Below are 12,035 nucleotides of genomic sequence, written 5' to 3' on the forward strand. Positions count from 1 at the left end.
GAGTGTCCCCACCCCGCGGTCGGGGGCATCCATCTACGCCACGGCGGCTTCCGCGACATCGGCGAATGGTGTCGGCGAGCGCAGGCAAGTCCCAGGGAAGTCCGAGGGACGCCCTGGGTGCATCCACCGCACCCAGGGACGCCCTTGTCGCACCCCAGACCAGCGCACCCCAGGCGTCCCACAGCACCTCCGGCAACCCACGGCCCCAGAATCCTTAGCGAGAAAGCCCCAATGTGGCATTGGGTGCGCTCAACGCACCGAACGCCACATTGGGGCGCTCGAACGCGGGACTACCGACCGGCCACTCGGGCGTCGAACTCGGCCAGCCAGGCCCGGAAATCCTCTGGCCCGTACAGAAATCCCTGATCAGGGGTGGCGGAGTCGGCGGCGCTCAGCGCGTCGATGGTGTCCCACACCGCCTCGTCCTGGACGTCTCCGGCCTCCTCGGCGAGCCAGGGACGGGCCCACTGGGCGGCTTCGTCGCGGGCGATTGTTCCTTCGGTCAGGCCGGTGAGGAGTTTCCTGATTTCGTCACGAATGGATTCGGACACCTGTGCGATCCTAGGGCAGGCGAGTCCGGTTGTCTCGCCTCTGGCCAGGGGCGAGCGACAAGGCCCGGTCTCGTGTAGACAGTCCACTTGCCTTCCGGCGTGCGCGAGGTGAGCAGCTGAGAGCCTGGGTGTCACATGTCCTGGCACATCCGGCTCGGCGGCCTAGGCTGGATTCGTGACCGACAGCCCGTTAGCCGGATTCCTGCGCGCTCGTCGTGCGCAGGTGCGCCCCGCCGAACTCGGCCTGGCCTCTTCCGGGGCCCGCCGGGTTCCGGGCTTGCGGCGCGAGGAAGTCGCGGCGGCCGCCGGGATCAACGTGGACTATTTCGCGCGGCTCGAACAGGGCCGTGAGCGCAACCCCTCGGTCCAGGTCGTCGAAGCCCTGGCACGCGCGCTTCTCCTCGACGAGGAGGCTCGTATCCACCTGCACCGCCTGGCGGGCACGGTGGCTCCGGGCGGCCCAGCCCGGACGAAGCCGCTCTCCCCGGAGTTGGTGGCCCTGCTGGAGCACGGGGTGTCCGGACCCGCTCTCGTACTCGATTCGCGGATGGACGTGCTGGCTTCCAATGTGCTCGCCCGCGCCTTGTACTCCTCCTTCGGCAGGCTGGACAACCTCGCGCTCATGGTCTTCCTCGACCCCGCGGCGCGCGAGTTCCACCAGCCGTGGGAGCGTGCCGCCCACGCCGCGGTGGCGAATCTGCGCCGGGCGTGCGTGGCCGAGGCCGGGCACGACCGGTTGGTGGAGCTGGTCGCGATCCTCACCCGGGACAGCCGGGAGTTCGCCGGCCTGTGGAGCAGCAGGCAGGTGCGAGGCACCACCGGTGGCGCGGAACGGTTCCGGCACCCGGAGGTCGGCGTCCTCAGCCTGTACCGCCACGGTTTCGACGTCCGCGACCACCCCGGCCTGCAGCTGATCGTCCACCACGCGGAGCCGGGAAGCTCCGACGCGGAAGCACTTTCGCTGCTGGGAGCTCTGCACGCCACCCAGGAGTCATCGGGTCACCATTCCGTCTGAAGACCGCGCACCCGCGACGGTCGCGTACTCGGTGTCCCAGCGGTGAATCGAAGAGACCACCTGTGTCCTCGCCGACAAGAAGGAGAAAAGTGATGTCCGTACCGGTGACGCCGTCGGCCCGAAACGTCTTCGTCCCGCATGCCTTCCCCGAAAAACAGGTCGACCTCGGCGAGGTCGTCCTCAACTACGCCGAGGCCGGCGAGCCCGGCAAGCCCGCGCTGCTTCTGCTGCCGGAGCAGACCGGGTCGTGGTGGAGCTACGAGGCCGCCATGGGCCTGCTCGCGGAGCACTTCCACGTGTTCGCGGTCGACCTGCGCGGTCAGGGGCGCAGCACCTGGACTCCCGGGCGCTACAGCCTCGACAACTTCGGCAACGACCTGGTGCGGTTCATCGCGCTCGCCATCCGGCGGCCGGTCGTCGTGGCGGGCTGCTCCTCGGGCGGGGTGCTCGCCGCCTGGCTCTCGGCCTACGCGCTGCCAGGGCAGATCCGGGGTGCGCTCTGCGAGGACGCGCCGTTGTTCGCCGCCGAACTCGCCCCCGCGCACGGGCCCGGTATCCGCCAGGGCGCGGGCCCGATTTTCCGGCTGTACCGCGACTATCTCGGTGACCAGTGGTCGGTGGGCGATTGGGCAGGCTTGGTCGCGGCCGCCCAGGCATCGACCGCCACGATGCTGAGCTCGGTGAAGCTGCCCGAGGAGCCGCCGCAGAACCTGAAGGAGTACGACCCGGAGTGGGCCCGCGTGTTCTTCGAGGGCACGGTCGGGCTCCACTGCCCCCACGACCGGATGCTGTCGCAGGTGAAGGCACCGGTGCTGCTCACCCAGCACGCGCACATGACCGATCCGGAGACAGGCGAAGCGATTGGTGCCCTATCGGACCTGCAGGCCGAACGGGCACAGGCGATCATCCGCGCGGCGGGCGTCCCCGTGGACTACCAGTCCTTCCCCGAAGCGGCGCACGTCATGCACGCCACCGAACCGGCTCGCTACGCCGCGGTCCTGACGGCATGGGCCACCAAACTGCCCGCGGCCTGAGGTCACAGGCAGGTCTTGAGTGCGGCGAGCAGAGTGGACGCGCGTTCGTCGACGTCTTCGGCCAGGAGTTCGTTGGTGGTGAAGGAAAAGCCGAGCCCGTCCGAGGGCCACGCGCCGTGGCGCCCGCCGCCCGCTCCGGAGTGGCCGAAGGCGACGTCGACGGGGCCGTACGTCCCGATCGGATCCGCCAGCTCGTAGCCGAGGCCGAATCGCAGCGGCCGGTCGTTGACCGCGTCCAGGCCTTCCGACCACGTCCGCGTCGCCGAGGCCAGCACCGGGGCGGGCACCAGGCCGGAGCCGAGCCGGTCGTACAGCCGCGCCATCGCGGCCGCGGTCCCGGTCGCGCCGCCCGCGGCCAGCTCCGCGCGCCGGTATTCCGCTGTGTTGAAGGATTCGCCGGAGTCGAGCAGGCCCCGGTACATCCGTTCGACGATCGCGCGGCGGGCCGGGTCGTGCAGGAACGTGCTGATCCGGTAGCCGGGCGCTCGCGCGACGACGGCCAGCCGGTGGTCTTCGGACTCCGGCGTGCCGAGGTGGACGTCGATGTCGCCGAGCAGTTCGGGAATGAGCGCGCCGACGTTCCGGCCGGTGACCCGGCGGATCAACTCGGTGGTGAGATAGCCGTAGGTCAGCGCGTGATAGGCGACGCGGGTGCCCGGTGTCCACAAAGGACGTTGCCGGGCGAGCGCGTCGGCGTTGCCCGCGTTGTCGAGCGTCGGCAGGTCCGCCTCGACGTAGGGGAGCCCGACGGTGTGGGAGAGCACGTGCGAGACGCGGACGTCGTCCTTGCCGTTCTGCGCGAACTCGGGCCAGTACGTCGCGACTCGCTCGTCCGGATCGAGCAGTCCGCGCGCGGCGAGTATCGCGGCCACGGTGGCCACGACGCCCTTGGTGCCGGAGAACAACACCACGAGCGTGTCCCGCGTCCAAGCCACGCCGGGGCGCGCCGAACCGCCCCACAGTTCGGCGAGCACCTCGCCGTCGCGGACGACGCTGAACGCCGCTCCGCCCGACGTCCCGGCCAGGATGTCGCCGAACGCCTCGCGCACCGCCTCGAAGCCTGGGCGGATCTCGCCCTGTACGGGGTTCACAGCCGCGGGGTGTTCGTCAGGAGTTCACGCGTGTATGGGTGCGATGGCCGCGTCAGCACCGTGTCGACGTCGCCCAGTTCGACGATCTCGCCGCCGCGCAGCACCGCGATCCGGTCGGCGACTTCGCGTGCCAACGCGATGTTGTGGGTCACGAACAGCATCGCCATCCCGAGTTCCCGCCGCAGTTCGCCCAGCAGCTCGACGATCGTCGCCTGCACGGACACGTCGAGCGCCGAGGTCACCTCGTCGCACACCAGCACGTCCGGGGTGGTCACCAGCGCCCGCGCGATGGCCGCGCGCTGGCGTTCGCCGCCGCTGAGCTGGTCCGGCAGCCGATTCGCGACCGCGTGGCCGAGCCGGACCCGGTCCAGCATCTCGGCGACGCGTTCACGGCGTTGCGCGCGGGACAACGTCGTCAGCCGGGTCAACGGGACTTCGATCGACTTCGCGACGCTGCGGCGTGGGTTGAGCGAGGAGAACGGGCTCTGGAACACGTACTGGATGCGGCGGCGCTCGTCGTCGCTGCGTTGCCGTGTCGAACCGGCGAGGGCGACGCCGTCGAGTGCCACCGTGCCGGTGAACTGCGGGATCAGCCCGGCAATGCATTGGGACAGCGTGGTTTTCCCCGACCCCGATTCGCCGAGCAGCATCAGGCACTCGCCGCGCGACACCGAGATGTCGACGCCGCGAAGTACCCGGTGCTGTCCATAAGAGACGGTCACGCCCTTCGCGGCGAGCGCCGCTTTTCCAGCGGGTGTCGCGTCGCCACCCGGCGCGTCGAGGTCCGGAACGGCGTCGATCAGCCGTCGGGTGTAGGGGTGTTCCGGTCGGCGGAGGATCTGCTCCGCCGAGCCGGTCTCGACGAGGTCGCCGCGGTACATCACCGCGACGCGGTCGGCGATTTCGGCGACCACGGCGAGGTCATGGGTGATGTAGAGCGCTGCGACGCCGTGCTGGGTGGTGAGTTCGCGGACGGTCGAGAGCACGAGGGTCTGCGTCATCACGTCGAGGCCGGTGGTCGGCTCGTCCAGCACCACGACGCTGGGGCGGCAGGCGAACGCCATCGCGATGCCGACCCGCTGTTGCTGTCCGCCGGAGAGCTGATGCGGATACCGGCGGCGGTAGTTCTGGTCCGAGGGGAGTCCGACCTCGGTGAGCACTTCGCCGATGCGGTCGTCGATCGAACCTGGGAATCCGTGTGTCTCCAGGACTTCGGCGATCTGCGTGCCGACGCGCAGCGCGGGGTTGAGGGACAGTGCCGGATCTTGCGGGATGTAGGCGACCGCGCTGCCACGCAGCTTCCGCTGTTCCTGAGGCGTCGACGCGAGGACGTCGATGGGCTCGTCGTCGCGATGGCGGAGCAGGACCTTGCCGCCGGTGGACACGAGTCCGCGCCGGAAGTGCCCCAGTGCGGCGAGCCCCGCCGTCGTCTTGCCCGAACCGGATTCGCCGACCAATGCCAGCACCTCGCCGGGGGCGATCGCGTACGAGACGTCGTCGAGAATTCCTTGTCCGGTATGGGTTTCCACCGAAAGCCCGGACACTTCCAGCGCGTGGGTCATGAGCGGGTCTCCCGGGTGCGTCCGGCCGCGGCCGAGGCGAGCGAATCGGCGAGCAGGTTGGTGCCGACGGCGAGCAGCGCGATCGCCAGCACCGGCAGGACCACGCCCCAGGGCTGGACGATCAGCGCGATGCGGTTCTCGTTGATCATCAGGCCCCAGTCCGCCGTCGGCGGCTGGATGCCGAGGCCGAGGAACGACAGCGACGCGATGTATCCGATCGAATATGTCAGCCGCAGCCCGACCTCCACCATCAGCGGGCCGGTGATGTTCGGCAGGATCTCGCGCAGCAGGATCCGCCCACGCGGCACCGCGTACATCTCGGCGGCGCGGATGTAGTCGTGGCCGCGCACGGCGACGGTGGCCTGGCGGGCGACCCGTGCGGTGCGTGGCGCGTGGGTCAGGCCGATGATCAGCACCAGGAGCCAGCCCTTCGGGCCGATCACCGCGATCGCGAGCAGGGCGATGACCAGTTGCGGGAACGACAGCAGGACGTCGTTGCCGCGCATGAGCAGGCTGTCGGGCAGCCCGCCGCGATAGCCCGCGACCATACCGAGTAGCGCGCCCAGCACGATCCCGAGTGCTGTCGCCAGTACGGCGTAGAGCAGCAACGTCGTGCCACCGGCGAGGAAACGGCTGAGGACGTCGCGGCCGAGCCCGTCCGTTCCGGCGATTCCGACGGGCTTGAACGGCTTACCCGCGAACTCGGTCGGTTCGTGCCCGGTGACGAGCGGGCCGAGCCATGGCCCGAGGACGGCGACGAGCACCACCAGCGCGGTGAGGATCGCGCCGATCTTGGCCTGGGGGAACGTCCATGCCGTCCGGAACAGCCCCGAGGGCCGTGTCGGCGGATCCTCTTCGGTGACGGCGCGGGGGATTTCGACGGCGGTCATCGGCCTGCCTCCGTGCGCAGCTTGGGGTTGGCGAGGATGCCGACGACGTCGGCGAGCAGGTTCACCACGATGTACACCGCGGCGATGAGGAGGGTGACCGCCTGCACGACGGCGACGTCCCGTTTGGCCACCGCGTCGATCAGCGCCTGGCCGATTCCCGGGTAGCGGAACAGGAATTCGACCACGACGACGCCACCGGCCAGCCAGGCCAGCTGGATCGCGACGACCTGGGCGACCGGTCCGATGGCGTGCGGGAAGGCGTGCCGCAGCAGCACGACTCGCTCCGGGACGCCCTTGAGCCGTGCCATCTCGACGTAACCGCTGTCGAGCACTTCGTTCATCGTCGCCCGCATCATGCGGGTGATGTAGGGCGTCACCACGAGCACCAGCGTCGCCACCGGCAGGACGAGTTGCTCCGGATGCCGCCAGACGGCTTCGCCGGGTGTGGCGAGGGTGACGGAGGGGAAGAGCTTGAACACCGTGGTGGAGAACAACAGGATCAACGCGACGCCGATGACGAACTCGGGCAGTGCGGCGATCACCAGGCTGACCCCGGAGATCGTCTGGTCGGTCGCACGGCCGCGGCGCACCGAACTCCACGTGCCGAGCGCGAGCCCGATCGGGACGGCCAGAACCGCTGCGAGAATCAGCAGTACCAGCGTGGCCGAAATCCGGTCACCGAGCAGCGCGGTCACCGGGCCCTGCGTGGACGTCGAGGTGCCGAGGTCGCCGGTGAAAAGACCGCCGAGCCAATCGAGATAGCGCTTCCAGACCGGGTCGTCGAGATGCAGCTGGTGTTGCAGAGCGGCGATCCGCTCGGGTGTGGCCTGCTGGCCGAGAATCGCGCGGGCGGGGTCGCCGGGTAGCAGCAGTGTCGCGACGAACACCAGCAGCGAGACGAGCCACAACACGACGACGCTCACCAGGAGCCTGCGGAGGATCAGCTTGCTCACGCTGTTTCCTTCCCGATCCAGGCCTGCCGGAACTGGTAGCCACCCAGCGAAATCCCGGTCCGATCCGGGACGATGCCGGAGACGTAGAACTGATGCGCGTCGACGCGGTTTTCGAAGGCCCACACGATCAGGCCACCGCGTTCGTATTCGATCTTCTGTGCCTGTTTGAGTAGCCTCGTCCGTTCCGCGGTGTCCATGGTCTTGCTCGCCTGGCTGATCAGCTCGGCGAATTCGGGGTCGTGCCAGTGCGTTTCGTTGTACGGCGACTTCGGCAGCGAGCCGTTGGCGACCTGCGGGAGGTAGTTCCGCGTGTACCAGAAGTCCTGCGCGAAATCCCAGGACAGGTAGTTGTCGCCGTAGAACGTGGTGGTGTCGATTTTCCGGATCCGGACGGTGATCCCGGCCTGCTTCGCCTGCTGCTGGAACACCTGTGCGGCCTCGACGGCACCGGCCTGGATCGGTGCCGTGACGAGTTCGATGTCGAGATTCCGGTGTCCTGCCTCGGCGAGCAGTTTTCGCGCGGTCTCGATGTCCTGCTTGCGTTGCGGAAGTTCGCCGGCGTATCCGGGATCGAACGGCGCGTAGAGGTCGTTGCCGAGCTTTCCTTGTCCACTGAGGACTTGATTGATCATCTGTTCGCGGTCGACCACGAGACGCAGCGCCTGGCGTACGCGGACGTCGTCGAACGGCGGCCGGTCGACTCGCATGGTGAACGGGAGCCAGCTGCCGGTTTCCGCGGTGAGCACGCGGATTCGCGGATCGCTGCGCAGGACGTCGACGAGTGCCACCGGTACCTGGTCGATCGCGTCCACTTGGGACGAAAGCAGCGCGTTGATCCGTGCGTCGTCGTCGGTGAAGTTGATGAGCACCAGTTCGTCCACATAGGGCTCGCCCGGACGCCAGTAGTGTTCGTTGCGGGTGAAGGTACTTTGCAGGCCGGGCGTGAACTGGGCCAGTTTGAACGGGCCGGTGCCGATCGGTCTTTTCAGGTCGAAATCCGCCGGGACGATCCCGAGCGAGTACTGGCCGAGCAGGTCGTCGAAGCCCGCATTCGGTGCGCTGAGCCGGAATTCGACGGTCCTGTCGCCGGTCGGGACCACTTCGGCGAGCATCGACAACGACGTCGCGCCGCTCTTCGGCGCCTTGGGGTCGGTGATCCGCTTGAACGTCGCGACGACGTCGGCCGGAGTGACCGGGCGGCCGTCATGGAAACGGACGCCGTCGCGCAGCACCGCCGTCCAGATCCGGCCGTCCGCTGACGCGGTGACGGACTCGGCGATGACCGGCTGGAGCCGGTAATCGTGGTCGCGGATCAGCAGCGGGTCGTAGAGGTTGATGACCCGCGCGATGTCCGGGTTGGTCGCCGGGCTGTGCGGATCGAGGGTGTCGGCGGCACCGCCGCCGGTGACGCCGACGCGCAGCGTGCCGCCTCGGCGGGGCGGCCCGGTGGGGGCCGACGCGGCGAAGGTGGTGCCGCAGCCGGCCAGCAGGAGCGCGGCTCCGCCGAGAGCGGCTCCGCCGAGGGTGGCGGACAGGAACCGGCGCCGGGACAGGGGATTCGGCCTACATCGCTCTTCCATGGTGGGGACTTCCGGTGGCGGGGGCGGTGTGTTCGGGATCAGGCGATGGCGCGCCCCGCGTAGTCCGGGACCTTCGTAGCGCGGTACTGCTCGAGCCGTTCGACGACCGGGTCGGGGAACGGCGAGGCTCTGCTGCCGGTGACGTGCACGGCGAGGATCTCCTCGGTGGCGACCAGCGCGCCGCCGACCCGCATCTCGTGGCAGATCCGTGTCTTGCGGGCGCCGATGTCGAGGACGGACGTGGTGACGTCCAATTCGGACTCCGGCCCGACCTCGGCGAGATAGCGGATGTGGGCTTCCACTGTGTACAGCGAGGAGTCCGTCTCGGCGCGGTATCTCTCGTCGATCCCGACGACGTCCATCAGGTTGGTGGTCGCGTCGCCGAACACCAGCACGTAATACGGCTCGGACAAGTGTCCGTTGTAGTCGATCCACTCCGGACGGACAGTGTCGCGATAGGACAGTTCAGCCATCGCGGCTCTCCTTGACGGCACGCTGGACGGCGATGATCGCGCGGTCGCGCTCGGCGACGAGATCGGCGATCGACCGCCCGTCGGCTTCGTCGAGACAGCCGTCGACCATCGCGTCGCGCAGTTCGGGCGTCAGTTCGGGTGCGTCGAGACGGGTCCACGGCGATTTCAGCGACGGTCCGAAGTGGTCGAGCATGTGGGCCATCCCGCCCTCGCCACCGGCGAGGTGGAACGTCAGACACGGTCCCTGCGCGGGCCAGCGAAGCCCGGGGCCGTCGGTGATGGCGGTGTCGATCTGCTCGACCGTCGCCTCGCCGTTCGCGACCATGTGCAGCGCCTCGCGCCACAGCGCCTCCTGGAGGCGGTTGGCGATGAACCCCGGCACCTCGCGGTCCATGGTGATCACGGTTTTCCCGACCCGGCGGTAGAACTCGGACGCCTGCTCGACGGCCCAGGAAGCTGTCAGCGACCCACCCACGACCTCGACGAGCGGGATGAGATAGGGCGGGTTGAACGGATGCCCGACCACCAGGCGTTCCGGTGTCGCGGCGGCGACCTGCATTTCCGTCATCCCGTAGCCCGAGGTCGAGGAGGCGATGACGACGTCGGCCGGGGTCACGGCGTCGATGTCGGCGAGGAGTTTCTGTTTGAGCGCAAGGTCTTCCGGCGCGCTCTCCTGGACGAAGCCCGCTCCGTCGACGGCTTCGGCCAGGGTGGGTGTCACCGTGAGGTTGTCGCGGCTCGCGCCGTCGGCGAGGCCGAGCTGGGTGAGGGCGGGCCAGGCGGCGTCGACCAGCCGGGTGAGCTTGGCCGCCGCGTCCGGTGCCGGATCCCAGGCGCGGACCCGGAATCCCCGGGCGAGGAAGTGCGCGACCCAGCCGCCGCCGATGACCCCTGCGCCGACGCACGCGACAGTGTCCACAGTAGACGTATCAGACACGGGCGCGCTCCTTGAGTCCGAGGATTTCCCTGGCCCGCGCGGGGCTCACGACTGTCGCGCCGAGGTCCTGCACGATCCCGACGGCCCGTTCGACGAGCTGCCCGTTGGACGCCTTGACGCCCTTGGCGAGGTACAGATTGTCCTCCAGTCCGACGCGGACGTGCCCGCCGAGCAGGACCGACTGCGCCACCCATGGCATCTGGTCGCGGCCGATCGCGAACGACGCCCATTGCGCGCCGTCGGGCAGCATCCGCACCATCGCCTGCAACAGACCGGGGTCGGCGGGAGCGCCATACGGGATTCCCATGCACAGCTGGAACAACGGCGGCGCGTCGATCAGGCCCTCTTCGACCATTTTGGACGCAAACCACAGATGTCCGGTGTCGAAGATCTCCAGTTCGGGTTTCACGCCGAGTTCCTGGATGCGTTTCGCCCCGGCGCGGAGCATGTCCGGAGTGGACACATACAGCTGGCTGCCCTCGCCGAAATTGAGCGATCCGCAGTCGAGCGTGCAGATGTCCGGCAGCAGTTCCTCGACGTGCGGCAGGCGATCCATCGCGTTGACCAGATCGGTGCCGTCGACCGGTTTGAGCGGGTCCTCCTGGTCGATGACCAGGTCGCCGCCCATGCCCGCGGTCAGGTTGACCACGACGTCCACATCGGACTCTTTGACCAGCCGCACCGCTTCCCGGTACAGCGCGACGTCGCGCGAGGGCGCCCCGGTGTCGACGTCGCGGACGTGGATGTGCACCACCGCGGCACCGGCGTTGGCCGCTTCGACGGCGCTCGCGGCGATCTGCGCGGGCGTGACCGGGACATGCGGGCTCCGGCCGACGGTGTCTCCCGCGCCGGTCAGGGCGCAGGTGACGATCACCTCGTGGTTCACGGTCAAGCTCCTCCGACGATCGTGGCGGCGATGAAGTCGTTGAGATGACGGCGCATGGTGGCGACGGTGCTGCCGGGGCGTCCGGTCAGCACTTGTATGCCGAGGCCGTCGATCAGGGCGGTGAGCCGGGTCGTCGCGTCGTCCGGGTCGACGTCGCGGAACACGCCCTGCTCCTGGCCGGTCCGGATGGTCATCGCGATCGTCCGGAGCCAGCGGTCGTAGGAATCGGTGTAGAGGGAACGGAGTGCGGGGTCGAGCGAGACCTCGTTCCACACCTGCAGCCACACCGACCATTCGGCGCGCAGGACGCCGTCGGCGGGCAGTTGCAGTTCGACGAGCCGGAGCAGCCGCTCGTGGGCGTCGTCGATGGTGTGCAGCTCGGCGACCTGGCGGTCGAAGGCGAGCTTGACGTTGCGCCGGAGCGCCTCGTTGAGGACCTCGGTCTTGCTGGGGAAGTGGTAGTGGATGGTGGCGGTGCTGGTGCCGCAGGCCTTGGCGATGTCGGCGATCCGGACGCGGTGGTAGCCGCGTTCGGCGATCAGCTGCCAGGCGGTTTCGAGGATGCGGCGGCGGGGTTCGGACCGGGTGAGGTGTTCGGGGTCGCTCGCGGAGCCGGCGGCGGGCGAGGGGACCGCGGTGACGGTCTTCGCGTCGTCGCTGCCGTTGAGCAGCCAGTTGACCGTGACGCCGCAGTACTCGGCGACGCGGACCAGTTCGTGCGGCGAGAACCGGCGGGTGCCGGTCAGCGCCTTGGACAGCTTCGTCTCGTCGAGCCCGATGGCGGCGGCGAACTCCCGCTGGGCTCCCGGCATGGACCTGACCAGCTCGCGAACCCTGGCTCGCAACTCGTCCGTCTCGTCCATGCCAGGAGACGGTAACCTGGGGTTGCGATAATCGCAAGGAATCGCCCGAAAGGAGACGTCTGAACACGGATTTTGTTGAGAGACAACGATCTTGCGGCTGAAAACTGACTGACAGATCAGTCGACTCGCAAGACAGGGCGGACCGCCGGCCTTCGCGGTCCGTCGCGCTGATCGTCGCGGTCCGTGTCCTGGCATGCTGG

General features: G+C 68.9%; 12 protein-coding genes. 2 read left to right on the top strand and 10 right to left on the bottom strand.

The features are described from left to right. Positions 1 to 290 precede the first annotated feature (290 nt). The gene (locus tag ACFWY9_RS37860; protein ID WP_378341155.1) at positions 291 to 551 is read right to left on the bottom strand and encodes a hypothetical protein; all 261 of its coding nucleotides are present in this window, start codon (positions 549 to 551) and stop codon (positions 291 to 293) included. Positions 552 to 726: 175 nt separating this feature from the next. Here ACFWY9_RS37860 and ACFWY9_RS37865 point away from each other — a divergent pair, with 175 nt between their 5' ends. Beyond that, positions 727 to 1,566 carry a helix-turn-helix domain-containing protein gene (locus tag ACFWY9_RS37865; RefSeq protein ID WP_378341156.1) on the top strand — a complete coding sequence of 280 codons (840 nt, stop codon included), beginning with the start codon at positions 727 to 729 and terminating at the stop codon, positions 1,564 to 1,566. A gap of 92 nt (positions 1,567 to 1,658) precedes the next feature. Next, positions 1,659 to 2,600 (top strand): alpha/beta fold hydrolase, encoded by a 942-nt coding sequence (locus ACFWY9_RS37870; protein WP_378341157.1) that lies wholly within the window; start codon positions 1,659 to 1,661, stop codon positions 2,598 to 2,600. A 2-nt stretch (positions 2,601 to 2,602) separates the two neighbouring features. Here the strand turns inward: ACFWY9_RS37870 and ACFWY9_RS37875 are convergent, their stop codons facing one another. Genes ACFWY9_RS37875 through ACFWY9_RS37915 form a run of 9 tightly spaced genes read right to left on the bottom strand, consistent with a single transcriptional unit; the run spans position 2,603 to position 11,835 of the window. Continuing rightward, positions 2,603 to 3,691 carry a serine hydrolase domain-containing protein gene (locus tag ACFWY9_RS37875; RefSeq protein WP_378324304.1) on the bottom strand — a complete coding sequence of 363 codons (1,089 nt, stop codon included), beginning with the start codon at positions 3,689 to 3,691 and terminating at the stop codon, positions 2,603 to 2,605. After that, positions 3,688 to 5,253 carry an ABC transporter ATP-binding protein gene (locus ACFWY9_RS37880; RefSeq protein WP_378324306.1) on the bottom strand — a complete coding sequence of 522 codons (1,566 nt, stop codon included), beginning with the start codon at positions 5,251 to 5,253 and terminating at the stop codon, positions 3,688 to 3,690. Before ACFWY9_RS37880 ends, ACFWY9_RS37875 begins: the two co-directional genes overlap by 4 nt. Then, entirely contained in the window at positions 5,250 to 6,143 is an 894-nt protein-coding gene (locus ACFWY9_RS37885) for an ABC transporter permease (protein WP_378341158.1), read from the bottom strand. Before ACFWY9_RS37885 ends, ACFWY9_RS37880 begins: the two co-directional genes overlap by 4 nt. Next, positions 6,140 to 7,096 carry an ABC transporter permease gene (locus tag ACFWY9_RS37890; RefSeq protein WP_378324308.1) on the bottom strand — a complete coding sequence of 319 codons (957 nt, stop codon included), beginning with the start codon at positions 7,094 to 7,096 and terminating at the stop codon, positions 6,140 to 6,142. The genes ACFWY9_RS37885 and ACFWY9_RS37890 overlap by 4 nt, the downstream gene beginning before the upstream one ends. Further along, positions 7,093 to 8,676: an ABC transporter substrate-binding protein gene (locus ACFWY9_RS37895; RefSeq protein ID WP_378341159.1), complete on the bottom strand. Its 1,584-nt coding sequence runs from the start codon at positions 8,674 to 8,676 to the stop codon at positions 7,093 to 7,095. The genes ACFWY9_RS37890 and ACFWY9_RS37895 overlap by 4 nt, the downstream gene beginning before the upstream one ends. A gap of 38 nt (positions 8,677 to 8,714) precedes the next feature. Continuing rightward, entirely contained in the window at positions 8,715 to 9,149 is a 435-nt protein-coding gene (locus ACFWY9_RS37900; protein WP_378324310.1) for a thioesterase family protein, read from the bottom strand. Next, on the bottom strand, positions 9,142 to 10,086 hold the full coding sequence (locus ACFWY9_RS37905) for a 3-hydroxyacyl-CoA dehydrogenase NAD-binding domain-containing protein (protein ID WP_378324311.1): 945 nt from the start codon (positions 10,084 to 10,086) through the stop codon (positions 9,142 to 9,144). Before ACFWY9_RS37905 ends, ACFWY9_RS37900 begins: the two co-directional genes overlap by 8 nt. Next, positions 10,079 to 10,972 (bottom strand): 3-keto-5-aminohexanoate cleavage protein, encoded by an 894-nt coding sequence (locus ACFWY9_RS37910; RefSeq protein WP_378341160.1) that lies wholly within the window; start codon positions 10,970 to 10,972, stop codon positions 10,079 to 10,081. The genes ACFWY9_RS37905 and ACFWY9_RS37910 overlap by 8 nt, the downstream gene beginning before the upstream one ends. A 2-nt stretch (positions 10,973 to 10,974) precedes the next feature. Beyond that, positions 10,975 to 11,835, bottom strand: a complete 861-nt coding sequence (locus tag ACFWY9_RS37915) for a TetR family transcriptional regulator C-terminal domain-containing protein (RefSeq protein WP_378341161.1) — start codon at positions 11,833 to 11,835, stop codon at positions 10,975 to 10,977. Positions 11,836 to 12,035: the final 200 nt, after the last annotated feature.

The sequence above is a fragment of the Amycolatopsis sp. NPDC059027 genome (assembly GCF_042739735.1).
Classification (GTDB): domain Bacteria; phylum Actinomycetota; class Actinomycetes; order Mycobacteriales; family Pseudonocardiaceae; genus Amycolatopsis.